Here is a 24,302-nt window from a genome sequence, read left to right on the forward strand (position 1 = left end):
GGGCGCTACGGATCGTTGACCGGGAAAACTGTGATCTGCCACACCTTGGGCCCTTCTCATGATGCGGGAACACGATCGCTCAACTGGCCGATGCCCACCCGGGTCCGGGTCGGATTACATCTCAGGCCGGACCAGAAGTCCGGTCGAGCCCGACCGTGGAGGAACACCATGCCGCTGCATCCGGAAGCCGAGCCGTTCGTCGCACAGATCCGGGAACTGGCTCCCGACCTCGGCGGTGAGGTGACCGATGCGGCGACCGCCCGCAGACTCTCAGCGGCACGCGCCCGACAGCGCCCGGCGCCGGAGGTCGAGCGCGTCGACGAGCGGCTGATCCCGGGCTCCTACGGCGTCGAGGTCCCGGTGCGGATCTACTGGCCGAGCAGCGACGCGGGACTGCCGCTGATCGTGCACTTCCACGGCGGCGGCTGGGTCATCGGCGACCTGGACTCCCACGACGGGCTGGCGCGGTCGATGGCCAACGCCACCCGGTCGATCGTGATCTCGGTGGACTACCGGCTCGCCCCCGAGCACCGCTACCCCGCCGCCGTCGAGGACGCCTACTCCGCCACGGTGTGGGCGGCGGCCCACGCCGATGAGCTCGGCGGTGACGCCTCGCGGCTGGCCGTGGCCGGCGACAGCGCAGGCGGCAACCTGGCGGCGGTCACCGCGCTGCAGTGCCAGGAGCGCGGAACTCCTGATCTGGCCTTCCAAATGCTGCTCTACCCGGTCACCGACCACGACTTCACCACCCAGTCCTATGTGGACAGCGGGCCGGATTGCCTGCTGACCAAGCAGCACATGATGTGGTTCTGGGACGAGTACGCGCCGGACCTGGAGGTCCGCGACCACCCGCACGCCTCCCCGCTGCGCGCCGACGACCTGACCGGCCTGCCGCCCGCGCACGTGCTCACCGCGGGCATGGACCCGCTGCGCTGCGAGGGGCAGCGCTACGCCGCACGGCTCAAGGAAGCGGGAGTTCCGACCTCGACCCAGCACTGCCCCGGCCTGTTCCACGGCTTCGCCCCGGACGCCGAGCGGATCCCGGTGGCCGCCGAAGCCATGCGCGAGCTCTACGCGGTGCTGCGCGCGGCCCTCGGCTAGCGAGCTCGCGCATCCGGTGGTGCGCTGGGGACGACGCGTGAGACGGGGGTGGACCAGGTGGTCGACGAGGTCGACGTCGTGGTGGTCGGCATGGGACCGGGCGGTGAGGACGTGGCCGCGCGGCTCGGGCGGGCCGGCTTGTCGGTGATCGGGGTCGAATCGCGCCTGGTCGGCGGCGAGTGCCCGTACTACGCCTGCGTGCCGACCAAGATCATGGTCCGCGCGGCCGACGCGCTCGCCGAGGCCCGCCGGGTGCCGGAGCTCGCTGGTTCGTCGGCGGTGCACCCGGACTGGTCGCCGGTGGCCGCGCGCATCCGCGACGAGGCCACGACCGGGTGGAACGACGAGATCGCCGTCCGCCGCTTCGAGAGCACCGGGGGTCGGCTGGTGCGCGGCGTCGGTCGCATCACCGCGCCCGGCGAGGTGACCGCGGGCGAGCAGGTGCTGCGCGCCCGGCGCGCCATCGTGCTCAACCCGGGCACCGAACCGGCGGTCCCGCCGATCGACGGCCTGGCCGGCACCCCGTTCTGGACCAACCGCGAGGCCGTGTCGGTCGAGGAAGTTCCGGCGTCGCTCATCGTGCTGGGCGGCGGCCCGGTCGGCCTGGAGTTCGCGCAGGTCTTCGCCCGCTTCGGCTGCGAGGTCACGGCCGTGGAGGCGAAGCCGCAGCTGCTGCCCCTGGCCGAGCCCGAAGCCGCCGAGGTCATCACCGACCAGCTCGCGGCCGAGGGCCTGCGGGTGCGGGTCGGCAGCACCGTGCGGCGGGTGCGGCACGACGGGCGCTTCCACGTCTCCACCGACGGCGAGGAGCTCACCGCGGAGCGCCTGCTGGTGGCCACCGGTAGGCGCACCGACCTGCGTGCGCTGGGCGTGGCGGCGGTGGGCCTGGACGAGTCCGCCCGGACCATCGCCGTCGACGAGCGGATGCGCGCGGCCGACGGCGTGTGGGCGGTCGGCGACGTGACCGGCCATGGCGCGTTCACGCACACCTCGGTGTACCAGTCGCGGATCGCGGCCGCCGACATCCTCGGCAAGTCGAGCGCCCCGGCCGACTACCGCGCGATGCCCTCGGTGACCTTCACCGACCCGGAGGTCGCCACCGTCGGGCTCACCGAGTCGCAGGCCGTCGCCGAGCACCAGCAGGTGCGCACCGCGATCTCCCGGCTGCCCGATTCGACCAGGGGTTTCATCCACAAGGTCGGCAACGCCGGCTTGGTGAAGCTGGTGGCCGACGCCGAGCGCGGCGTGCTGGTCGGCGCGACGGTCGTCGGGCCCTCCGGCGGCGAGATCATCGGCGCGCTCGCCGTCGCGGTCCACGGCGAGGTGCCGATCAGCCGCCTCAGCGAGATGATCTTCGCCTACCCCACGTTCCACCGGGCGATCGAACCCGCCCTCGACGAGCTGGCGGCCGCCTGAGGGCGGCTCCGCGTCCCTCGGCGGCTGCTAGTCGCGGGCCGCTCCGCGGCGGCGCTTGCGCTCGTACATGTCCTGGTCCGCGACGTGCAGCAGCTGCTCCTGGGTGATCTTCGGGTCGGCGGTGATGGCGTGGCCGACGCTGGTGCGCAACCGCAGTCGCCGTCCCCCGATGTCCACCTCGGTGTTGAGGCCCTGCTCGATGCGGTCCCGCAACGCGGCGGCCTCGGCCGCGTCCTCGACGAGGGTCACCACGACGAACTCGTCGCCGCCGATGCGGGCCACCGCGTCTCCCCCGCGCACGGCCTCCTGCAGCGCGTTGGCGGCGGCGACGATCACCTTGTCGCCCACCAGGTGGCCGTAGCGGTCGTTGAACGGCTTGAGCTCGTCGAGGTCGGCGAGCACGACGGCCAGCATCCCGTCGCCGCGGGCGATCCGCTTGAGCCCCAGGTCCATCAGATCTGCCAGCAAGGTGCGGTTGGCCAGGCCGGTGAGCGGGTCGTGCAGCGCCAGCTGTGCCAGGTGCGCGTCGGCGAGCCGGCGTTCGCCGACGTCGTCGTACTGGCTGACCACGAACGCCGGTTCACCGCCGGCGCCGGGCACGGCGGTGGCGCGGATCAGCATCCAGATCGGGTGGCCGTCCTTGTGACGGTAGCGCTTCTCGATGCTGACGCTCTCCACCACGCCGTGGACCAGGTCGTCCAGGATCGCGGGTCCCTGGTCGTCGTCCTCCTCGTAGGTGATCTCGCTGAAGTGCATGCCGATCATCTCCTCGCGGGAGAAGCCGAGCATGTCGCAGAGCGTGTCGTTGACCTCGGTCCAGTGCCCCTTGAGGTCCAGCAGCGCCATGCCGATCGGTGCGTTGGCGAAGCTGCGCTGCCACAGCAGTTCCGCCTCGCGGCGGCGGGTGATGTCCTGGCTCTGGGACAGGAACCGGACGGGTTCGCCCTGGTCGTCGCGGATGAACGAGCGCGACACCAGTGCCCAGATCACGCTGCCGTCGGAGCGGATGTAGCGCTTCTCCAGGGGTTCGTCGGCTTCCACCGGGCCTTCGGCGTCGATGTCGTCCGGGTGCGTCACGCTGCGGTAGTCGCGACCGATCAGCTCTTCCGGCCGGTACCCCAGCATTCGGCAAAACGCCGCGTTGACGTGCAGGTAGCGGCCCTGCAAGTCGAGAATCGCCATGGCCGCCGCCGCTTGCTCGAAGAGCGGCTGCCAGGGCGCGACGTCGCCGTCCGGCTCCGGGGTGGACATACGAAACGCACGATAGCCGCCGCGCAGCGACCACGCATCGACTACGAAAACCCGCGGCTGCGATTCGCAGCGAGGAACACGGTCCGTGACGGACCGACCGTCCCGCCCCGGGCGCTGAGGTGGTTCTGCGCGCGAGCTAGAGCGATTCGATGCGGGCCGCGACGCTGTCGAGCACCCGGCGCAGTCCGTACTCGAACGGCGCATCGGATTTGCGGGGGCGGCGTTGGGCCATCGCCGCCATGACCGCCGCGACGGTCGGGAAGCGCTCCTGCTGCCCGAACTCGGCGAGCAACTCGGGGCTGATCATCTTGGACTCCCCGGCGGCCCGCTCGGGCACGAACGGCGCGCTGCCGCGCACGAAACCGTTGACCAACAGCACGGTGTTGAGCATCTCGGCGGGTTCGAGCCCCGTTCCACTCAGCGCCGCGAGCCCGGCCTCCAAGTAGGCGACCTCGTTCGGGCCCATCACCCGCGGCTTGGTCACCAGCGTCAACGCCCACGGGTGGCGTTCGAAGACGCTGACGTTGGCGCGCGCCCACGTCTCCATCGCGCTGCGCCAGCCGCTCCGCTCGCCGATCTCCGGTGGTTCACCGATCGCCGTGTCGAGCATCAGGCTGATCAAGTCGTCCTTGCTCGGCACGTAGCGGTACAGCGACATGGTCCCCGCCCCGAGCTCGGATGCCAGCCGTTGCATCGACAGCGCTTCCAGGCCTTCGGAATCGGCGAGTTCGACCGCCTCGTCGACGATTCGCTGCAGGCTCAGGGTCGGTTTCGGTCCTCGCGGCGGGCGGCTGGTATCGCCCCAGAGCAGCTGGACACCGCTGGAGTGGACATCTCGATCGGTCATCGCAGTCCATTCTCGTGCTCGACGTCAGCGTGTTCGTCGCGCGTTGAGGTTACGCCGAACGGATTGCACGCCCCCTCTCCCGCGTGGCACGTCCGACATTCCGCAAGTCCGGTTCGGCGGCATCACCCCCAGCCGATGCCGCCGAACCGCCCCGACCCCGCCGCTTCGCAATCCCCTATTGCGTGCGGTATACGCATATTAGCGTACGACTTTCGTCCGGCGCCATCGAGATTCCGCCGCTCGCTGATCTGCTCGAACGCGCCATCGTGACGCCGGGCACAGTGAGATGACGAGCACAAGCCCGCCGCCCGGCCCCGATCTTGACTGCGCGCACGCGCGGCCCTTAACGTTCGCCAACATCCCGCCGGGCACGGTTTCGCCCTGCTGCGCGCGGTTTTCGCGACCTTCCTGGAGGAATCCCGTGTCGACAGCAGAGCGGATCAGCTGCACCGTCACCGACGGCGTGGCCGACGTGCGGTTGAACCGCCCCGACAAGCTCAACGCCCTCGACCACGCGATGTTCCAGGAGCTGGTCGCCACCGGCGAGCGGCTGCGCGGGGATTCCAGCGTGCGGGCGGTCGTGCTCTCCGGCGAGGGACGCGGTTTCTGCGCCGGACTGGACTTCAGCGTCTTCGGCGAGATGGCGGAGGGCACCCGGCCGCCGCGGTTGGACACCGACGGTCCCGCCAAGGCTCTCGCCCAGCAGGCCGTGCACATCTGGACCCTGCTGCCGCAGCCGGTGATCGCCGCGGTGCACGGCGTCGCCTACGGCGGCGGTCTGCAGATCGCGCTCGGCGCCGACATCCGGCTGGTCTCGACCGATGCCCGGTTCTCGGTGCTGGAGATCAAGTGGGGCATCAACCCGGACATGACCGGCACGCAGGTGCTGCCGGAGCTGGTGGGCCGTGACGTCGCCAAGGAGCTGACCTTCACCGGCCGCGTGGTCAGCGGCGAGGAGGCCGTCGCGCTGCGGCTGGCCACCCGGGTCGAGGACGACCCGCGCGCGGCCGCGCTGGCGCTGGCGGGCGAGATCGCGGGCAAGAGCCCGGAAGCGATCCGCGAGTCCAAGCGGCTGCTGGACCTGGCCGGACGCGTTCCGCTCGACGAGGGGTTCGAAGCCGAGCAGGTCGCGATCCACTCGCTGATCGGCTCGCCCAACCAGCTCGAGGCCATCGCCGCGAACCTGGAGAAGCGCGCCCCGAAGTTCACCGACCCCGTCTAGTCGAGGTCGGTCGCGGCGCTGTCCCGCACGGCCTTCGCGACGGCCGCCAGCGCCGGCGAGTCCAGCTTCCACTGCTGCCAGTAGAGCGGGACGTCCACGCCGCGGTCCGGTGCCATGTCGACCAGCGCGCCGGACCGCAGCAGGGGTTCGGCCTGGACGCGGGGCACCATCCCCCAGCCGAGGCCGACCACGATGGCCTCGACGAAGCCCTCCGACGAGGGCACGAAGTGCCGCGGGCCGCCCGCTCCTCCGCGGGCGATCCTGCGGGCGAAGGCGTCCTGCAGGTCGTCGTGGCTGTCGAAGATCAGCACCGGAACCTCGTCGAGCACCTGCTCGAGCGATCGCCGCACCATCCTCTCCGGCGCCGCGCAGGCCAGGTAGCGCATGTGCCCGAGCCTGCGCACCGAGCAGCCCTGCACCGGGTCCGGCGTGGAGGTCACCGCCGCCATCACCCGGCCCTCCCGCAGCAGCGTCGTGGTGTGCCCTTCGTCGGCCCGGTGCAGCTCGAAGCAGATCCCCAGCTCGTCGGGAACCCGGGCCAGCGCGGGCACGAACCAGGTGCTCAGCGAGTCGGCGTTGACGGCGATGGGCAGCGTGTTCGGCGCTCCGCTGCCGGACATGCCGAGCTCGGCGCTCACGTCCTCCTCCATCCGAGCCAGCTGGCGCGCGAACCGCACCACCACCTCTCCGGACTCGGTGAGCTGCACCGGCTTGCTGCGGATCAGCAGAACGCGTCCGGTGCGCTGCTCGAGGGCCTTGACCCGCTGGCTGACGGCCGACGGGGTCACGTGCAGGGCGGCGGCCGCGGCGTCCAGCGTGCCGTGGTCGACCACGGCGAGCAGCGTCCGCACGTGGTCCAACGGCAGATCTACATTCACATCTCCTAATGGTAGTTAAGAATCATTAGCTGTACTGTTCGGCGTTCGCTGCCTAGCGTCGGAGGTATGGCCAACGCCCTGCTCCCGATGTCCGCTGGTTTCGCGACCTGCCTGTCCCTGATCGTTTCGATCGGCGCACAGAACGCCTTCGTGCTGCGCCAAGGCCTGCGCAGGCACGCGGTGCTGATGGTGGTGGCGATCTGCATCGTCTCGGACGTCATCCTCATCGCGCTCGGCGTGGGCGGGTTCGGCACCCTGGTGACCAGGTCGCCGCTGCTGCTGACCGTCTGCACGGTGGCCGGCGGGCTCTTCCTGCTGGCTTACGGTTTCCTCGCCGCGCGCAGGGCCTTTCGCCCCTCCGCAGCGCTCGAGGCCGGTGTCGGCGAAACCGGCTCCCGGCGACGCGCCGCGCTGACGTGCCTGGCCATGACGTGGCTGAACCCGCAGACCTACTTGGAGACGATCCTGCTCATCGGCTCGGTGGCCGCCGGTTACGGCGCGATGCGCTGGGAGTTCGGCGCGGGTGCGCTGGCCGCGAGCTGCGTGTGGTTCATCGCCCTGGGATTCGGCGCGCGGCTGCTGACCGGGTTCTTCTCCCGCCCGTCGTCCTGGCGCCTCCTGGACGGAGCGATCGCGGTGATGATGGTGTCCCTGGGGGCCAGCCTCCTCGCGGGACTGTGACCTGTGGATTCATCCGAGGTGGTCACTTGATGGTGTTGTCCCGCAGGCGGTTTCGGCGCTGAACACCTGATCGTGTAGCTGCTGTTCGCTCGCAATTTCGAACGCTTCGGTGCACCATTGACACATGCGTTCGACAGAGATTGAGATGCGGAGACAGACCTCCAATCATCCTGCCCGTCAAACTATTTCAGCAATACCGCTACCCAGCGACGTGAAACACGCTCCAGGGGAGCATTGTTCACGGCGTCGGACGGCGCGTGTTCCCCACGAGCACCGCCGGCGGGCGGTGGCACGAGAGCCACCGCCCGCCACGCAGTGATACCCGGACGTTCCAGCGCACTGATCCTCAGTTGGCCGGTGATCCCGGCGACATGCTGTTTGACAACTGCAGAACGGGGTTTCCCGGGCGCGCTCAGACCCCCTCCGGGCGAGCAGGCCACTCCGGCATGAAGCCGGGGTAGTCCTCGCTCACCCGGAGGGGGAACTCCGGTGCCCGTTTGGCCAGGAACGAGCCGACGCCCTCAGCAGCGTCGGCGCCAGCGCCGAGCACGTTGATCCCCTTGGAGTCCAGTCTGTGCGCCTCCCACGGCGAGTCCGCCGAGAGCATTCCCCACATGAGCTGGCGGGCCACCGCCACCGACACCCCAGAGGTGTTCTCAGCGATCTCCCGGCAGATCGACCGCGCGGTGGGGATCAGATCGTCATCGGCGACCACCCGGGACACCAACCGGCCGGACAGCGCCTCCGAGGACCCGAAGATCCGCCCGGTCGCGGCCCACTCCATCGCCTGCGAGATGCCGACCACCCGCGGCAGGAACCACGACGAGGCGGCCTCCGGGAGGATCCCCCGCCTGGTGAACACGAACCCGAACTTGGCGCTCTCGGCAGCGATGCGGATGTCCATCGGCAGCGTCATCGTGACCCCGACGCCCACCGCCGCGCCGTTGAACGCACCGATGACCGGCTTGCGCATCGCGGCCACCCGCAGCGCCACCGTGCCACCGCCGTCCCGCGGGACTCCGTCGACCTCACCGAGCTCCCGGTAGGCCTCGGCCCGTCGCTCGTTGGCCTCGCCGTTGAAGGTGTCCTCGCCCGCGCTCAGGTCCGCCCCCGCGCAGAAGGCCCGCCCGGCGCCGGTGACGATCACCGCGCGGACCTCGTCGTCGGACTCGGCCTCGTCGAAGGCGGCGATGAGCTCACCGCGCATCACGTGCGTGAACGCGTTGAGCTTGTCCGGCCGGTCCAGGGTGATCGTGGCGATCTGTTCGGACACCTCGTAGCCGATCTCGGTGTAAGTCATCGCACCATCCATTTCGCGGGTTTGAAATCGGGTTTGCGCAGTGGAAAGGTCTGGCGTGCACCAGGAAGCGCAGAAAGCGGGGCAGCATGTCCGACGTCGAGTACCGGCAGTCCTCGTTCGCACCGCCCGCCGGTGCCACCGACATCCTGTTGGTCCGGCACGGTGAGTCCGCCCCGGCGGTGCTGGGCAAGCCCTTCGACCTCGTCGGCGGGCAGGGCGACCCCGAGCTCGCCCCGGCCGGCCGCGAGCACGCGGAGCGCGTCGGGCAACGGCTTTCGAGCGAGCGCATCGACGCGCTCTACGTGACCAACCTCCGCCGCACCACCGAGACGGCCGCGCCCCTCGCGTCCCGGCTCGGCTTGACCCCCCAGGTCGAGAAGGACCTCCGCGAGGTGCATCTCGGGGAGTTCGAAGGCGGGTTGTTCCGGCAGAAGGTCGCGCAGAACGATCCGGTCATCCAGCGGATGCACGCCGAAGGCCGCTGGGACGTCATCCCCGGCGCCGAGTCCTCCGAAGCGTTGCGCGAGCGCGTGGTCGCAGCGATCGAGCGGCTGGCCACCTCCCACCCCGATCAGCGGATCGCGGTGTTCACCCACGGCGGCGTGATCGGGGAGGTCCTGGCCATCGCCAGCGGCAGCCTCCCGCTGGCGTTCCTGGGCGCCAGCAACGGTTCGATCTCGCAGATCGTGGTCACCGGCGAGCGCTGGATCGTGCGGCGCTTCAACGACACCGCTCACCTGGGCGGCGGGCTGGACCAGCAACCCGCCGCCCTGAGCTGACTCAGCGGCCAACGCGGCCTACTTCAGTCCCAGCGCCCGCACCGCCTCGGTCGGATCGCCCGGGGCGACCAGCGCGATCGCAGGGGTCGTCACACCGTTGTCGACGTACTGCTGGACCCGTTCCCGGCAGTACTCGGCCGGCCCGTGCACCACCAGGTCGTCCACGATGCTGTCCGGGATCGCCGCCAGCGCCGCCTTGCGGTCGCCCGCGTCCCACGCCTGCCACATCGGCGTGAACTCATCGCGTCCCAGCCACTCGTGGAAGGCGCGGTACACCGGCACGTTCATGTACGCGGCGATGTGCCTGCGGGCCATGCCACGCGCGGTGTCGGGGTCGATGTCGGGCATCACGAAGATGCGCGCCACCACCTCCTTGTCCGGGCCGCCCTGCTGCACGTAGGGCACGACGGTGCGCACGTCGTCCGGCGAGAGCCAGTTGATGATCGCTCCGTCGGCCTCGCGCCCGGCCAGCTTCAACATCCCGGGACGCAGCGCCGCGACCAGCACGGGCGGCACCGGGTCGGCCACCAGCCCGGCGGTGAAGCCCTTGACCTCGAAGGTGTCGTAGGACTCGGTGACCTTCTCCCCGCGCAACGCCTTCCGCAGGAAGCGCACGGTGTCGCGCACCCGTTTGTAGGGCTCGTCGAACGGGATGCCGTTCCAGCGCTCGACGATCACGTTCGACGAGGTGCCCACGCCCAGCGCGAACCGGCCGGGGGCCGCCGCGGCCAAGGTGGCCGCGCTCATCGCCAGGGTCGCCGGGCCGCGGGTGTAGACGGGCACGATCGCCGTGCCCAGCCGCAGCTGCGGTGCCCAGGACGCGGCCAGCGCCAACGGGGTGAACGCATCGGCTCCGTTGGCCTCCGACGACCACACGTCGGTGTAGCCGAGATCGGGCAGCTCGGCGATGAGGTCGCGCTGCTCCGGCAGCGAGAGCTCGGGCAGCGGAACGCTGATGCCCCAACGTCGATCCACGGATATCCCTCTCAGTTCATCGGGTGTAACGGGCCTTGAGCTTGCCCTTGACGAGTTTTCCGGTCGGTGTGCGCGGCATGTCGTCGACGAAGTCCACGCTGCGGGGCACCTTGTAGTGCGCCACCCGCTCGCGCGCGTGGTCGATGATCTGCCGCTCCAGTTCGGGCCCGGGTTCGGCGCCCGGCGCGGGCCGCACGACGGCCTTCACCGTCTCCCCCATCTCGGGATCGGGCACGCCGAAGACGGCCACGTCGAAGATCGACGGGTGCAGTGCCAGCACGTTCTCGATCTCCTGCGGGTAGATGTTCACGCCGCCGGAGATGATCACGAACGCCTTGCGGTCGGTGAGGAACAGGAAGCCGTCCTCGTCGACGTAGCCGAGGTCTCCCGTGGTGGCCCAGTTGAGGTGTTCAGGGTGCTTGGCCGAGCGGGTCTTGTCCGGATCACCGAGGTATTCGAACTCGATCTCCTCGCGTTCGAAGTAGACGGTGCCGACCTCGCCGGCGGGCAGCTCGTTGCCCTCCTCGTCGCAGACGCGGACCACGCCCAGCACCGGCTTGCCCACCGAGCCCGGCTTGTCCAGCGATTGCGCGGAGTCGATCATCGTCATCCCGATCCCCTCCGTCGAGGAGTAGTACTCCTGCAGGATCGGCCCCCACCACTCGATCATCGCCTGCTTCACCTCCACCGGGCACGGCGCGGCGGCGTGCACGGCCAAGCGGTGGCTGGACAGGTCGTAGCGGCGGCGGGTGGTCTCGTCGAGCTTGAGCATCCGCACGAACATGGTCGGCACCCACTGGCTGTGGGTGACCCGGTACCGCTCGATGGCCCGCAGCGCTACCTCGGGGTCGAAGCGCTCCATCATCACCACGGTCCCCCCGATCGCGTGCACCGCGGCGCAGTAGCGCAACGGTGCGGCGTGGTACACGGGTGCCGGGGAGAGGTAGACGGTGTCCTCGTCGAAGCCGTAGAACCCGCGCAGCAGGTCCACCAGGATGTTGCCCGGCTCGTGGACTTGGCGATCGGGCAGTTCCGGCCGGATCCCCTTGGGGCGACCGGTGGTTCCCGAGGAGTACAGCAGGTCCGCGCCGCACGGCTGCACCGCAGGCACTTCGGTGGGTGCCGCGGCCAGCGCGTGCTCGTAGTCGTCGTAACCGGCCACCGCGCCGCCGTAGGCGAGCCGGACGCGGACGCCGGAGGTCAGTTCGGCGACCTGCTCGGGCAGGATGCCGAGTCCCGCCGAGACCACCAGTGCGCTGGCGTCGGAGTCGTTGACGACGTAGGCGACCTCGTCGGGGTGCAAGTGGCTGTTGACGGCGCAGACGTACATGCCCGAGCGCACCGCGGCCCAGTACACCTCGTAGGCGTGCAGGTCGTTGTCGGAGAGCACGGCGACCACGTCGCCCTTGGTCAGCCCGGCCTCGCGCAGCGAGTTGGCCAGCCGGAGCGACCGTTCGTCGAGTTCGCGATAGGTGAGCACCTCGCCCGATCCGGCCATGATCAGGGCCGGCTTGTCGGGCGTGGTGGCGGCGTGGACACCTGGGTACATGCGGCTCCTCCTTGAACCTCGCGTACCGCCTCGAATTACCTCACTTGACCAGTCCCTCGACCTTCCCGAAGAGCCGGCTGGACTGTTCGGCGTTGGGCACCACGAACTTGCCCTCGGCCTCCACCAGCACCGCGTCCGGCGCGTCGGCAGTGCAGATCGTGGCCTTCGACTCGGTCCACCGTCCGTCGACCCGCTCGACGCGGCCGACGAGGCGCAACGGCGTGGCCAGCGGCACCGGCCGCCGGTAGCGCAGTGACAGCTGCACCGTCATGCCGGGCGGGGCGCCACCGGCGGCGTGGGCGTGGCCGAGGATCTGGTCGAGCAGCATCGCGCTCATCCCGCCGTGCACGTAGCTCGGCGGCCCCTCGTAGGCCAGCCCCAGCGTGCAGGTGCCCACCGCGGCGCCGTCGACGATCTCCACCTGCATCGGCGGTGCGATCGGGTTGCCAGGCCCGACCGCCGGGCTGTACAGCCGTCGTGGGCGCCGGCCGTCGTCGACGGCGGCGAGCTGGCCGCGCTCGCGCCGCACCGCGTCCAGCGGGGGCACCAGCGCCCGCACCTGTGCGGTGATCTCACGCAGGGTCTCGGTGTCCGCCTCGGTGGACACGGCGGCGTCGGTGAGGTCTCGCAGCGCGGCACCGAGGTCCCGCACCGCTTGCCGGCGTTCCCGCAGTTCGTCTTCGCTGTCGGCGGCCACGTTCGCTGATCCCTCCGGGTGCACGATCAGATTCCGGCCCTCAGTTAAACCCGTCGCCTCGCCTCCAGTCCAGACGTACCGGCCGGTCGGTATGAAACTCGATCGGCTGCGCTCCCCAGACCGCGGGCAACTGTCCTGGACACCGCACCGGATAGGCTGTGGCCGAGCAGACGGGGAGGTGCGGTGCCGCAAGAGCGTGGGGAGCACTTCGTCCGCGCCGTGGAGCGGACGATGTCCGTGCTGCGGGCGTTCACCCCGCAGCAGGCGGAGCTGTCGTTGACCGAGGTCGCCCAAGCCGCCGACCTCGACCGGGCCGGTGCCCGCCGCATCCTGCTCACCCTCGTCGAGCTCGGCTACGTGCACCACACCGACCGGCGCTACGCGCTGACACCGCAGGTGCTGGAGTTCGGCCACGCCTACCTGACCAGCAGGTCGCTCCCGCAGGTCGCCGAACCGCACCTGCAGGAGCTGACCCGGCAGGTGCGGGAGATGACCGCGATGGCGGTGCTCGAGGGAACCGAGATCCGCTACATCGCCCAGGTGCCGAGCCCGAAACTGCTGTCGGTGGCGATCCCGGTCGGCTCCCGGTTCCCGGCGCACGCGACGTCGATGGGCAAGGTCCTGCTGGCGGCAGTCCCACCGGAGCAGCTCGAGGCCAGCCTCCGCTCGATCGAGCTGCCCCAGCTGACCCCGCACACCGTCACCACCCGCGAGGAGCTGCTGGCCGAACTCGCCGCGGTGCGCAGGCAGGGATTCGTGATCGCTGACGACGGCTTGGAGGAGGGACTGCGGGGCGTCGCGGTCCCGGTCCGCGACACCGATGGCCGGGTGTTCGCGGCGGTCAACGTGTCGCTGGACAAGCACAGCTCCACCGAGGAGGGCGTTCAGCGCGAGATCGTCCCGCTGCTCGCCCGCACCGCTGACCCCTCGACGGGTCCGCGAACCGGACCTCAGGCGTCCGGGTCCTCCACGTAGGACTTCTCCGCGACGTGGATGAAGAAGTCGGGCTCGTCGACGGGTTCCTCCTGGAAGTCCCCGAAGGTGTCGATGCGCTGGAACCCGACGTCGCGCAGCAGCCCGCGCAGGTAGTCCCTGCGCAGCGGGTACATGTTGAGGTGGTACTCGCTGCCGTCCGGGAACTCGTAGCGGTACCGGGCCAGACCGTCGTCGACGTGGTCGGGAACGGCTTCGACCTCCGTGCCGCAGTAGTAGTAACTGCTCTTCCCGCCGGTCTTTCCGTCCAGCAGGGCGTCGTAGTTGCGCTGATCGATGATGAGCACGCCGTCGTGCTTGAGCATCGCGTAGAACTCGGCGAGCGCCTTGCGCCGATCGTGCTCGCTGAACAGGTGGGTGAAGGAGTTGCCCAGGCAGATGACCGCGTCGAACTCGCCGTGCACGTCGCGGTTGAGCCAGCGCCAGTCGGCGTGGACGACGCGCAGGAGGTGGCCGCCGTTGTCCAAGCCGTTGCGGAACGCCTTGGCCAGCATCTGCGGACTACCGTCGGCGCTGACGGTGTCGAAACCCGCCTCGATGAGCCGGACGGAGTGAAATCCGGTTCCGGTGGCCACGTCCAGCACGCTGCGCACACCGCGAGCCTTGAGCTGGTCGACGAAGAAGCGCCCTTCTCCTTCAGCGCGCCGCTCCCAGTCGATCAGGTCGTCCCACTTGTCGACCATTCCACCCACGTATTCCTGGGTGTAGTGGCCGGTTTCGCGGACTTCCAGCGGGTTGTCTCCGAAGACCTGCTCGCGAATGTCGGTCAGGACGTTTTCGGTCATGCTCCCTTTTCCTCGAATCGCTCGAAAATGGTGCGGTGCGCGCGTCCGCCGAATTCTGCAACGGAATTCCGACGTCCCCGACGTTAGTCCGGTCGAAACGAACAGCAAGAGCCATTTCCCGCCGCACCACCGGAACGGCACGCCGACCGAACCGCTGCCGAGCGCCGTGGAACGCGCTCTGACCAGTGGATCCGCACGCGCCCCTCAGGTCGCCGAATTCGCCCGGATCCGCTCCGCGAGGAGGTTCGGCCACCGAACGCCGTGATCGCTGAGCGAACGTCGAGCCCGTCCCCGGGACGGGTTACCCCAGTGCCCTCGAATGCCACGCCGAGATGCGAAAATCGGTCTGCTAGCGCCAGATTCGCAGCACGGTGAGCGGAGTGCGACACCGATCAGCTCTCTCCCGCAGGGCCCTGCTGTCCGGGGCACTGGCCACCGGAGCACTCGCGATGACCGGCAACACCGCAGCCTGGGGTTCACCCGTGCGATTCGACAACCCGCTGGCGCTCAGGCGCGCCGACCCGCACATCTCCCGGCCCACCGACGGCAGCTACTTCTTCACCGCGACGGTGCCCACCTACGACAGCGTCGTGCTGCGCCGTTCGGCGACGCTGCAGGGGCTGGGCACCGCCGAGGAGCACGTGGTGTGGCGCAGGCACGACAGCGGCGAGATGAGCAAGCACGTCTGGGCGCCGGAACTGCACCACGTCGACGGGCGGTGGTACGTCTACTTCGCGGCGGGCAGCGCCGAGGACATCCAGACCATCCGGATGTACGTGCTGGAGAACTCCGATCCCGATCCGCTGGCGGGGACCTGGGTCGAGCGCGGGCGGGTCCACACGCCGTGGGACACCTTCGCGCTGGACGCGACGACCTTCGCCCACCGAGGCGTGCGCTACCTGGCCTGGGCGCAACGCGAACCCGGGGTCGAGACCAACTCGAACCTCTACCTGGCGCCGATGGCCGACCCGTGGACGCTCGGCGGAGCACCGGTGCGGTTGTCGGTACCGACCCACGATTGGGAGACCCGGGGTTTCCGGGTCAACGAGGGGCCGGCGGTGCTCGTGCGCCACGACAAGGTCTTCGTGGCGTTCTCTGCCAGCGCCACCGACAGCAACTACTGCCTGGGCTTGCTCTCAGCGCCGGCCGACGCCGACCTGCTGGACCGGGGCTCGTGGGAGAAGAACCCAGATCCGGTGTTCACCACCAGCGTGGCCACCGGCCAGTACGGGCCGGGACACAACAGCTTCACCGTCACCGAGGACGGCACCGACGTGCTCGTCTACCACGCGCGCCCGTACGACGCCGAGGTCGGCGACGTCAACCGGCACGCCCGGCTGCAGACCTTCGGCTGGAACCACGACGGGACACCGGAGTTCGGCGTCCCGTTACCGGACTGACCGCCTGAGAACAGCGGTGCCCCGGCCGCAAGACCGGGGCACCGCTTCACGCGCTCAGGCTCACACCATCGGGCGGTCCGTCGGCTCGATCGGAGCCGGCAGCACGTCGCGTCCGGTGAGGTAGCGGTCCACTCCGGCGGCCGCGGAACGGCCCTCGGAGATGGCCCACACGATCAGCGACTGGCCGCGACCCATGTCGCCGGCGCTGAACACACCGTCCACGCTGGACATGAAGTTGCCGTCGCGGGCCACGTTGCCACGCGCGTCGAGCTCCACGCCCAGGTCCTGGAGCAGACCCGGCTTCTCCGGACCGACGAAGCCCATCGCCAGCAGCACCAGCTGGGCCGGGATCTCGCGCTCGGTACCGGCCACCGGCTCGAAACCGCTGTTGGTGCGCTGGACCTCGACCAGCTGGAGCGACTGGAGCTTGCCCTGGTCGTCACCCACGAACTCCTGGGTGTTGACCGAGTACAGCCGCTCGCCGCCCTCCTCGTGGGCCGAGGTGACGCGGTAGAGCATCGGGTAGGTCGGCCACGGGTGCGCCTCGGAGCGCTCCACCGGCGGCTGCGGCATGATCTCCAGCTGCGTCACCGATGCGGCGCCCTGGCGGTGCGCGGTGCCGACGCAGTCGGCGCCGGTGTCGCCACCGCCGATGACCACGACGTGCTTGCCCTCGGCGTGGATCGGCGAGCGCTCGAAGTCGCCCTCCTGAACCTTGTTCGCCAGCGGCAAGTACTCCATCGCCTGGTGCACGCCGTCGAGTTCCCGGCCCGGGGCGGGCAGGTCACGGGCCTCGGTCGCGCCACCGGCGAGCACCACGGCGTCGTAGTCGGCGCGCAGCTGCTCCACGGTGACGTCGACGCCGACGTTCACCCCGGTGCGGAACTCGGTGCCCTCGGCCCGCATCTGGCCGAGCCGGCGGTCCAGCCGGCTCTTCTCCATCTTGAACTCGGGGATGCCGTAGCGCAGCAGACCGCCGATGCGGTCCGCCCGCTCGTAGACCACCACGCTGTGGCCCACTCGGGTCAGCTGCTGCGCGGCGGCGAGACCGGCCGGGCCGGAACCGATGACCGCGACCTTCTTGCCGGTGCGCTTCTGCGGCAACTGCGGCTTGACGTAGCCGGACTCCCAAGCCTTGTCGATGATGGAGATCTCGACCTGCTTGATGCTCACCGGGTCGCTGTTGATGCCGACGACGCACGCCGCCTCGCACGGGGCGGGGCACAACGTCCCGGTGAACTCCGGGAAGTTGTTCGTGGCGTGCAGCCGCTCGATCGCGGACTCCCAGTCGTCGCGCCACACCAGGTCGTTCCACTCGGGAATGAGGTTGCCCAGCGGACAGCCCTGGTGGCAGAACGGAATTCCGCAGTCCATGCACCGACCGGCCTGCTTGGTCAGCCGCGGCTGCTCGAACTCCAGGTAGACCTCGCGCCAGTCCTTGATGCGCACGTCCACCGGGCGACGCTGCGGGGTCTCCCGCGGCGTCGTCATGAATCCCTTGGGGTCAGCCATGAGCCGCCTCCATGATCGCCTCGTTGACGTCGCGCCCTTCGCGCTCGGCGGCGCTCTGCGCCTCCAGCACCCGCTTGAAGTCGCGCGGCATGACCTTGCCGAACCGTTCGACCGCGGTGTCCCAGTCGGCCAGCAGCTCGCGGGCCACCGCCGACTCGGTCTGCTCGAAGTGCCTGCGCACACGGTCGTGCAGGAACTCGCGGTCGTCGTCGTCCAGTGTTTCCAGGTCGACCATCTCGGGATTGATCCGCTGCGGATCGATGTCCAGCACGTAGGCGATGCCGCCGGACATGCCGGCCGCGAAGTTGCGCCCGGTCGTGCCCAGGATCACCGCACGCCCACCGGTCATGTACTCGCAACCGTGGTCGCCGACACCTTCGACGACCGCGATCGCACCGGAGTTGCGCACGCAGAACCGCTCACCCACGATGCCGCGGACGAACAGCTCGCCACCGGTCGCGCCGTAGAGCAGCACGTTGCCGGCGATGATGTTCTGCTCGGCCGCGAACGGCGCCTTCGGGTCCGGGCGGACCACGATCCGCCCGCCGGAGAGGCCCTTTCCGACGTAGTCGTTGCCGTCGCCCAGCAGCCGCAGGGTGATGCCGCGCGGGACGAACGCGCCGAAGGACTGACCGGCGGACCCGGTGAAGGTCACGTCGATGGTGTCGTCCGGCAGCCCTTCGCCACCCCAGCGGCGGGTCAGCTCGGACCCGAGCATGGTGCCCACGGTCCGGTTGACGTTGCGCACCGGCAGGTCCAGCCGGACCGGGGTGCCTTCCTTGAGCGCGCCCTCGGACAGCTGGATCAGGGTGTTGTCCAGCGCCTTCTCCAGACCGTGGTCCTGCTCGGTGGTCTGGTGCAGCGAGGCGCCCTTGGGCAGCTCCGGGACGTGGGTGATCGGCGCGAGGTCCAGGCTCTGGGTCTTCCAGTGCCGCACGGCCTCGGAGGTGTCGAGCAGGTCGGCGTGGCCGATGGCCTCCTCGAGGGAGCGGAATCCCAGCTCCGCCAGGTACTCCCGCACTTCCTGCGCGACGAACTCGAAGAAGTTCACCACGTACTCGGCCTTGCCGGAGAACTTCTCGCGCAGCTTCGGGTTCTGCGTGGCCACGCCCACCGGGCAGGTGTCGAGGTGGCAGACGCGCATCATGATGCAGCCCGAGACCACCAGCGGCGCGGTGGCGAAGCCGTACTCCTCGGCGCCCAGCAGCGCCGCGATGACGACGTCCCGACCGGTCTTGAGCTGGCCGTCGGTCTGCACCACGATCCGGTCGCGCAGGTCGTTGGCCAGCAGCGTCTGCTGCGTTTCGGCCAGGCCCAGCTCCCAGGGACCACCGGCGTGCTTGATCGACGACAGCGGCGAAGCGCCGGTGCCGCCGTCGTGACCGGAGATCAGCACCACGTCGGCGTGCGCCTTGGACACACCCGCCGCGACCGTGCCGACGCCGACCTCGGAGACGAGCTTGACGTGAATGCGCGCCTTGGGGTTGGCGTTCTTCAGGTCGTGGATCAGCTGCGCCAGGTCCTCGATCGAGTAGATGTCGTGGTGCGGCGGCGGCGAGATCAGGCCCACGCCCGGCGTGGAGTGCCGGGTCTTGGCCACCCACGGGTACACCTTGCCGCCGGGCAGCTGACCACCCTCGCCGGGCTTGGCGCCCTGCGCCATCTTGATCTGGATGTCGTCGGCGTTGACCAGGTATTCGCTGGTCACGCCGAAGCGGCCGGAGGCGACCTGCTTGATCGCCGAGCGCCGCGAGTCGCCGTTGTCGTCCGGGGTGAACCGGTCGGCGTCCTCACCGCCCTCACCGGTGTTGGACTTGCCGCCCAGCCGGTTCATCGCGATCGCCAGCGTCTCGTGCATCTCCTGCGAGATGGACCCGTAGGAGATGGCGCCGGTGGCGAAGCGCTTGACGATGGACGAGACGGGCTCGACCTCGTCGACCGGCACCGGCTTGCGCGCGCCTTCCTTGAACTTGAACAGCCCGCGCAGCGTCATCAGGTCGCGCGACTGGTCGTCGACGGCCTGGGTGTACTCCTTGAACACCTCGTAGCGCCCGGAGCGCGTGGAGTGCTGGAGCTTGAACACCGTCTTCGGGTTGAACAGGTGCGGTTCGCCCTCGCGGCGCCACTGGTACTCGCCGCCGATGGACAGCGAGCGGTGCGGCGCCTGCACCCCGTCGACCGGGTAGGCGCGGCGGTGCCGCTCGGCGACCTCCTGGGCCAGCACGTCGAAACCGACGCCGCCCAGGCGCGAGGTGGTGCCGGTGAAGCACCGCTGCACGACCTCTTCGCCGAGACCGATGGCCTCGAAGATCTGCGCACCGGTGTAGGAGGCCACAGTGGACACGCCCATCTTGGACATGGTCTTGCGGACGCCCTTGCCCAGCGCCTTGATCAGGTTCGCGGTGGCCTGCTCGGCCTCGGTTCCCTTGATCACGCCGGTGGTGACGAGATCTTCGACGGTGGCCATTGCCACGTAGGGGTTAACAGCGGCGGCGCCGTAACCGATGAGAAGAGCGACATGGTGCACTTCGCGAACGTCGCCGGCCTCGACGATCAAGCCCACCTGGGTGCGCTCCTTCTCGCGCACCAGGTGGTGGTGCACGGCGCCGGTGGCCAGCAGCGACGGGATCGGAGCGCGCTCGGCGTCGGCGTTGCGGTCCGACAGCACCAGGATGTGCGCGCCGTCGGCGACGGCAGCGGAGACCTCTTCGCAGATCTCGTCGAGCCGCGCGCGCAGCGCCTCTCCCCCACCGGCGACCCGGTAGGTGGCATCGATGACGGCGGGCCTGAGGTCGGGCCGGTCGCCGTCGTCGTTGATGTGCACGATCTTGGCGAGCTGGGCGTTGTCGAGCACCGGGAACGGCAGCACCAGCTGGTGGCAGGCCTCCGGGGCGTGGTCGAGCAGGTTGTGCTCGGGCCCGACGTGGGTGCCCAGCGAGGTCACGAGCTCTTCCCGGATCGCGTCCAGCGGCGGGTTGGTGACCTGCGCGAACAGCTGCGTGAAGTAGTCGAACAGCTGCCGCGGGCGTTCCGAGAGCGCGGCGAAGCCGGTGTCGTTGCCCATCGAGCCGATCGGCTCCGCACCGGTGGTGGCCATCGGCTGCAGCAAGACCCCGAGCTCTTCCTGGGTGTAGCCGAAGACCTGCTGCCGGTGCACCAGGGAGTCGTGCGAGGGCAGTTCGCGCTCGCGCTCGGGCAGGTCACCCAGCCGCACGACGCCGTTGTCCAGCCACTCCTGGTACGGGTACTCCTCGGCGAGCTCGCCCTTGATCTCGTCGTCGTCGATGATCCGGCCGGCGTCGGTGTCGACCAGGAACATCCGGCCCGGCTGCAACCGGCCCTTGCGGACGACCTTCTCGGGCTCGAACTCGAGCACGCCGACCTCGCTGGCCAGCACGACCAGACCGTCCTCGGTCACCCAGTACCGGCCGGGACGCAGACCGTTGCGGTCCAGCACCGCGCCGATCTGGGTGCCGTCGGTGAAGGCGACCAGCGCCGGGCCGTCCCACGGCTCCATCAGGTAGTTGTGGAACTCGTAGAACGCCTTGCGCTTGGGGTCCATCTCGGCGTGGTTCTCCCACGCCTCCGGGATCATCATCAGCACCGAGTGCGGCAGCGACCGGCCACCCAGGTGCAGCAGCTCCAGGACCTCGTCGAAGGTCGCCGAGTCACTGGCCTCCGGGGACGCGATCGGGTACAGCCGCTTGAGCTCACCGGGGATGAGATCGGTGTCGAGCATGCTCTCGCGGGTGCGCATCCAGTTGCGGTTGCCCTTGACGGTGTTGATCTCACCGTTGTGCGCGATGAACCGGTAGGGGTGCGCCAGCGGCCACGACGGGAACGTGTTCGTGGAGAACCGCGAGTGCACGAGACCGATCGCGCTGGCGAAGCGCTCGTCACCCAGGTCGGGGTAGAACGCGCCCAGCTGCGCCTCGGTGAGCATGCCCTTGTAGACGATGGTGCGCGCGGAGAGGCTCGGGAAGTACACGTCGGCTTCGTGCTCGGCGCGCTTGCGCACGCAGAACGCCCGCCGCTCGAACTGCAGCGCCGTCTCGGCTTCCTGCCCGTCCTGGGCGCCGATGAACAGCTGCCGGAAGTTCGGCATGGTCTCGCGCGCCGAGGTGCCCGCGCAGTCCGCGGCGATGGGGACCTCGCGCCAACCGAGCAGTCGCAGGCCTTCCTCGGCCACGATGCGCTCGATGATGGCCGCGGCTTCCTCAGCGGCGGCGTCGTCGGCGGGCAGGAACGCAGTTCCGGCCGCGTAGGTGCCGGCTTCGGGCAGTTCGAACGGCACGACCGCGCGGAAGAACGCGTCCGGGATCTGGGTCAGTAACCCGACACCGTCACCGGTCTCGGGGTCGGCGCCCTTGGCGCCGCGGTGCTCCAGGTTGCGCAACGCCGTCAGTGCTTTGTCAACCAGGTCGTGACTCCGCCGACCGCGGAGGTCGGCGACGAACGCGACACCGCAGGCATCGTGCTCATTGGCCGGGTCATACAGACCACTGGCTTGGGCGCTACGCTGCGCCACGCTTCTTGCATGGTGGGATTGGGGCATCGGACCTCCCGTCGACAGGCTGCGGCGCGCAGCAGGGCATGACTCACCCACTGCGAACCGCGGGAGCCTTTGGGGGCACTGACAAATAAGGATGCGCCGTTGCACTCTTGGTCAGTTTGAGGCACTGTACATACCCAGCGGCCCGAAAGCTACCGCTAGGTAATACGAAGTTAAGGGAACGTGACGACTCTCAGACAGTGAGACGCCGTTGTCGCAAAGGCCGGGAGTCCGAGGAATTGTGCACCACACATCTGTCCTAAGGCGACAGCTGGCGATCATCAGTGGTGTTGTTCACGATCTTCTTGCGCACCACCGAATGTAGCCCGAATCGCAGCTCACGCCGTTCGGATTCGGTTCAGACCCGCACTTTTCCGTAATTGTTGGTACACGGTCGGTGCGCGTGGGCGCAATCACCCGAATGCGAACGACTTTCAGACACTGGCCGGTTCTGGAATGCGGGACGGTGCCGGAGCCGCACCGACGCGCGTCGTGCGCGCCTCGCGCACCAGTAGGGCGATCAGAACCATCCCCAGCAGCGCGTACGGGTTGCCGAAAAGGTGCGCCACCGCGTCCCACGGCGGGCCGCTGGGCATCCAGTTGAACGCCGCTGCGAGCACCGTGACCAGCGTCCATCCGGCCACCAGCAGCCAGCCGACGCTCCGCCGCCGGACCGCGTAGCCGAGCAGCAGGAGCAAGCCGGGCGCGCACCACACCCAGTGGTCGGACCAGGACGTGGGCGAGATCAGCAACGCCAGGAGCGCGTTCGCCGAAATCGCGAGAACGGGTTCGACGCGCCGGATGGCGAACGCCACGGCGATCGTCGCGGTGACCGACAGCACCAACCACAGCGCGTTCTGGGCCGTCGCCGGGAGCTCGAAGCGCGACAGCGCGCCCATGATGGATTGATTGGTGTGGAAGGCCGAGCCGCTCACCCCGTGGGCGGGCCCCTTGCCGAACCAGTACTCCACGGCGGCGGAGAAGTTCAGCGCGAAACCGGCCAACGTCGCCGCGGCCGCGGTGGCCAGCGCGACGATCGTGGCCCGGTAGTCCTTCCGCAACACCAGGAACAGCAGGAAGGCGGCCGGGGTGAGCTTGATGGCGGCGGCCAGCCCGATCAGCATCCCGCGCGGCCAGCGCGGTGACTCGGCCAGGCAGTCGGCCATGACCAGGCCCATCAGCAGGATGTTGACCTGCCCCAGCCCGAACGACGAGTAGACCGGCTCCAGGAACAGCGTCCAGGGCAGCAGCGCCATCGCCACCGCCAGCGCCCCGCGCGCGCCCACCTCGGGCCACAGCCGGCGGGTCACCAGGTAGAGCGTGCCGCCGATGGCCAGCAGGTCCAGCAGGTAGAGCGCCATCAGGCCGACGCTGAAGGGCAGCAGCGCCAGCGGGGTCAGCGGTGCGAGCGCGAACGGCGGGTACACCCACGGCAGGACGCGGCCGATGCTCACCGTCGGCGCGGTGTTCATGATGTCCCCGCTGGCGAGCCAGGTGTGCACCGCCCAGCGGTAGACCTGGTAGTCGATGGCCGATTCCTCGCCGATGCCCGCTCGCGGCGTGAGCAGCAGCAGGCCGAACGCGGCCAGTACCAGCGGAACGCACACGAGCGTGATCGCGCGCGAGTTCGCGATCACGAACGCGCGCAGGCGGCCGGGCAGACCGCCGAGGTGCAGAGCAGGGACGGAGCCGATCCGTACCTTGGCCACCCTGTGTCCTCTCGTCCGAGCGGCGCCGGTCATCTGGCACTGAGTGATCACTGGATCACACCCGGTTCGCCGCGCCGCGGGAATTCCCCCGGTGAAAGCCGGAAAACTTTAACCCACGTGGCGCGCGATCCGGCACTCGCCTCGCCGGGGAGGGCCGGACGTTCAGCCGGCCAGGTCCATCGGGGCCAGGACCTTCGCCAGAAGTTCACCCAGCCGAGCTCGCTCGTCGTCGGTGAGCGGGTCGAGCAGCGCCCGCTCCCGATCCAGCTGGGCGGGGAAGACCCGGTCGATCACCGACCGCCCGTGCTCGGTCAGCCGCACGTCGATCTCGCGCCGGTCGCGGACGGAGGTGCTGCGGGTGATCAGGCCGTCTTCCTCCAGCCGCGCCAGCCGCTTGGTGGTGGCGGCGCCGGAGGAGAGCATCTCCCTGGTCAGCTGGCTGGGGCGCAGGCCACCGCCCGCCCTGCGCAGGGCGCTGAGCACCTCGAACTCCATCCGGGACAGCCGCAGGTCGTCGAGGACCTCGTCATGCCGCTGGTTGGTCAGCGCCGCGAGCCTGCGCACGCGTCCGATCACCTCGATCGGTGCGAGGTCCAGGTCCGGATACTGCTCGCGCCATTGCTCGCGGATCCGTCCGACGACGTCCAAGGCCACA

General features: G+C 69.7%; 19 protein-coding genes. 7 read left to right on the forward strand and 12 right to left on the reverse strand.

The genetic code is table 11. The features are described 5' to 3' along the window. Positions 1-168 precede the first annotated feature (168 nt). Complete coding sequence (locus R4I43_RS16960; RefSeq protein WP_324266595.1) at positions 169-1,101, forward strand: alpha/beta hydrolase; 933 nt, start codon at positions 169-171, stop codon at positions 1,099-1,101. A gap of 57 nt (positions 1,102-1,158) precedes the next feature. Beyond that, complete coding sequence (locus R4I43_RS16965) at positions 1,159-2,517, forward strand: dihydrolipoyl dehydrogenase family protein (RefSeq protein WP_324266596.1); 1,359 nt, start codon at positions 1,159-1,161, stop codon at positions 2,515-2,517. 27 nt (positions 2,518-2,544) lie between these two features. On the opposite strand, the gene R4I43_RS16970 is transcribed toward R4I43_RS16965, so the two are convergent. Both R4I43_RS16970 and R4I43_RS16975 read right to left on the reverse strand, forming a co-directional pair. After that, on the reverse strand, positions 2,545-3,768 hold the full coding sequence (locus tag R4I43_RS16970) for a PAS domain S-box protein (RefSeq protein ID WP_324266597.1): 1,224 nt from the start codon (positions 3,766-3,768) through the stop codon (positions 2,545-2,547). Between the two features lie 136 nt (positions 3,769-3,904). After that, positions 3,905-4,615: a TetR/AcrR family transcriptional regulator gene (locus R4I43_RS16975; protein WP_324266598.1), complete on the reverse strand. Its 711-nt coding sequence runs from the start codon at positions 4,613-4,615 to the stop codon at positions 3,905-3,907. 421 nt (positions 4,616-5,036) lie between these two features. Between R4I43_RS16975 and R4I43_RS16980 the strand changes: the two genes are divergently transcribed. Beyond that, positions 5,037-5,837 (forward strand): crotonase/enoyl-CoA hydratase family protein, encoded by an 801-nt coding sequence (locus R4I43_RS16980; protein WP_324266599.1) that lies wholly within the window; start codon positions 5,037-5,039, stop codon positions 5,835-5,837. Here the strand turns inward: R4I43_RS16980 and R4I43_RS16985 are convergent. Beyond that, positions 5,834-6,715: a LysR family transcriptional regulator ArgP gene (locus R4I43_RS16985; RefSeq protein ID WP_324266600.1), complete on the reverse strand. Its 882-nt coding sequence runs from the start codon at positions 6,713-6,715 to the stop codon at positions 5,834-5,836. The two genes, R4I43_RS16980 and R4I43_RS16985, sit on opposite strands and share 4 nt — an antisense overlap. Before the next feature lie 66 nt (positions 6,716-6,781). Between R4I43_RS16985 and R4I43_RS16990 the strand changes: the two genes are divergently transcribed. Beyond that, positions 6,782-7,396 (forward strand): LysE/ArgO family amino acid transporter, encoded by a 615-nt coding sequence (locus R4I43_RS16990; RefSeq protein ID WP_324266601.1) that lies wholly within the window; start codon positions 6,782-6,784, stop codon positions 7,394-7,396. Positions 7,397-7,808: 412 nt separating this feature from the next. Here the strand turns inward: R4I43_RS16990 and R4I43_RS16995 are convergent, their stop codons facing one another. Beyond that, positions 7,809-8,696 (reverse strand): crotonase/enoyl-CoA hydratase family protein, encoded by an 888-nt coding sequence (locus R4I43_RS16995; protein WP_324266602.1) that lies wholly within the window; start codon positions 8,694-8,696, stop codon positions 7,809-7,811. 86 nt (positions 8,697-8,782) lie between these two features. Between R4I43_RS16995 and R4I43_RS17000 the strand changes: the two genes are divergently transcribed. Beyond that, positions 8,783-9,475, forward strand: coding sequence for a histidine phosphatase family protein (locus tag R4I43_RS17000; RefSeq protein ID WP_324266603.1), 693 nt, complete (start codon positions 8,783-8,785; stop codon positions 9,473-9,475). A gap of 18 nt (positions 9,476-9,493) precedes the next feature. Here the strand turns inward: R4I43_RS17000 and R4I43_RS17005 are convergent, their stop codons facing one another. From R4I43_RS17005 to R4I43_RS17015, 3 genes are read right to left on the reverse strand one after another with little or no spacing between them, the layout of a single operon-like run. Beyond that, positions 9,494-10,450, reverse strand: coding sequence for an LLM class F420-dependent oxidoreductase (locus R4I43_RS17005; RefSeq protein ID WP_324266604.1), 957 nt, complete (start codon positions 10,448-10,450; stop codon positions 9,494-9,496). Between the two features lie 16 nt (positions 10,451-10,466). Then, positions 10,467-11,999 carry an acyl-CoA synthetase gene (locus tag R4I43_RS17010; protein WP_324266605.1) on the reverse strand — a complete coding sequence of 511 codons (1,533 nt, stop codon included), beginning with the start codon at positions 11,997-11,999 and terminating at the stop codon, positions 10,467-10,469. 40 nt (positions 12,000-12,039) lie between these two features. After that, entirely contained in the window at positions 12,040-12,696 is a 657-nt protein-coding gene (locus R4I43_RS17015; RefSeq protein WP_324266606.1) for a PaaI family thioesterase, read from the reverse strand. Positions 12,697-12,879: 183 nt separating this feature from the next. On the opposite strand from R4I43_RS17015, the gene R4I43_RS17020 reads away from it, so the two are divergent. Beyond that, positions 12,880-13,671, forward strand: coding sequence for an IclR family transcriptional regulator domain-containing protein (locus R4I43_RS17020; RefSeq protein WP_324266607.1), 792 nt, complete (start codon positions 12,880-12,882; stop codon positions 13,669-13,671). On the opposite strand, the gene R4I43_RS17025 is transcribed toward R4I43_RS17020, so the two are convergent. Then, entirely contained in the window at positions 13,647-14,474 is an 828-nt protein-coding gene (locus R4I43_RS17025) for a glycine/sarcosine N-methyltransferase (protein ID WP_324266608.1), read from the reverse strand. The genes R4I43_RS17020 and R4I43_RS17025 overlap by 25 nt on opposite strands. 380 nt (positions 14,475-14,854) lie before the next feature. On the opposite strand from R4I43_RS17025, the gene R4I43_RS17030 reads away from it, so the two are divergent. Beyond that, complete coding sequence (locus tag R4I43_RS17030) at positions 14,855-15,874, forward strand: glycoside hydrolase family 43 protein (RefSeq protein WP_324266609.1); 1,020 nt, start codon at positions 14,855-14,857, stop codon at positions 15,872-15,874. Positions 15,875-15,934: 60 nt separating this feature from the next. Here R4I43_RS17030 and R4I43_RS17035 read toward each other — a convergent pair whose 3' ends face one another. From R4I43_RS17035 to R4I43_RS17050, 4 genes are all read right to left on the reverse strand, one after another. Further along, positions 15,935-17,386, reverse strand: a complete 1,452-nt coding sequence (locus R4I43_RS17035) for a glutamate synthase subunit beta (protein WP_324266610.1) — start codon at positions 17,384-17,386, stop codon at positions 15,935-15,937. Next, positions 17,379-21,941, reverse strand: coding sequence for a glutamate synthase large subunit (gene gltB, locus R4I43_RS17040; RefSeq protein WP_324266611.1), 4,563 nt, complete (start codon positions 21,939-21,941; stop codon positions 17,379-17,381). The genes R4I43_RS17035 and gltB overlap by 8 nt, the downstream gene beginning before the upstream one ends. 431 nt (positions 21,942-22,372) lie before the next feature. Then, positions 22,373-23,647, reverse strand: a complete 1,275-nt coding sequence (locus R4I43_RS17045) for a glycosyltransferase 87 family protein (RefSeq protein WP_324266612.1) — start codon at positions 23,645-23,647, stop codon at positions 22,373-22,375. Positions 23,648-23,809: 162 nt separating this feature from the next. Continuing rightward, entirely contained in the window at positions 23,810-24,295 is a 486-nt protein-coding gene (locus tag R4I43_RS17050; protein ID WP_407691263.1) for a MarR family winged helix-turn-helix transcriptional regulator, read from the reverse strand. Positions 24,296-24,302 lie beyond the last annotated feature (7 nt).

The organism is Saccharopolyspora mangrovi (genome assembly GCF_035320975.1).
In the GTDB taxonomy this organism is placed as follows: domain Bacteria; phylum Actinomycetota; class Actinomycetes; order Mycobacteriales; family Pseudonocardiaceae; genus Saccharopolyspora; species Saccharopolyspora mangrovi.

Bases quoted from the DNA above. Each gene is read 5' to 3' on its own strand.
- R4I43_RS16990 (WP_324266601.1), top strand. From the start codon at position 6,782: ATGGCCAACGCCCTGCTCCCGATGTCCGCTGGTTTCGCGACCTGCCTG.
- R4I43_RS16970 (WP_324266597.1), bottom strand. From the start codon at position 3,768: ATGTCCACCCCGGAGCCGGACGGCGACGTCGCGCCCTGGCAGCCGCTC.
- R4I43_RS16995 (WP_324266602.1), bottom strand. From the start codon at position 8,696: ATGACTTACACCGAGATCGGCTACGAGGTGTCCGAACAGATCGCCACG.
- R4I43_RS17000 (WP_324266603.1), top strand. From the start codon at position 8,783: ATGTCCGACGTCGAGTACCGGCAGTCCTCGTTCGCACCGCCCGCCGGT.
- R4I43_RS17010 (WP_324266605.1), bottom strand. From the start codon at position 11,999: ATGTACCCAGGTGTCCACGCCGCCACCACGCCCGACAAGCCGGCCCTG.
- R4I43_RS17025 (WP_324266608.1), bottom strand. From the start codon at position 14,474: ATGACCGAAAACGTCCTGACCGACATTCGCGAGCAGGTCTTCGGAGAC.
- R4I43_RS16975 (WP_324266598.1), bottom strand. From the start codon at position 4,615: ATGACCGATCGAGATGTCCACTCCAGCGGTGTCCAGCTGCTCTGGGGC.
- R4I43_RS16960 (WP_324266595.1), top strand. From the start codon at position 169: ATGCCGCTGCATCCGGAAGCCGAGCCGTTCGTCGCACAGATCCGGGAA.
- gltB (WP_324266611.1), bottom strand. From the start codon at position 21,941: ATGCCCCAATCCCACCATGCAAGAAGCGTGGCGCAGCGTAGCGCCCAA.
- R4I43_RS17035 (WP_324266610.1), bottom strand. From the start codon at position 17,386: ATGGCTGACCCCAAGGGATTCATGACGACGCCGCGGGAGACCCCGCAG.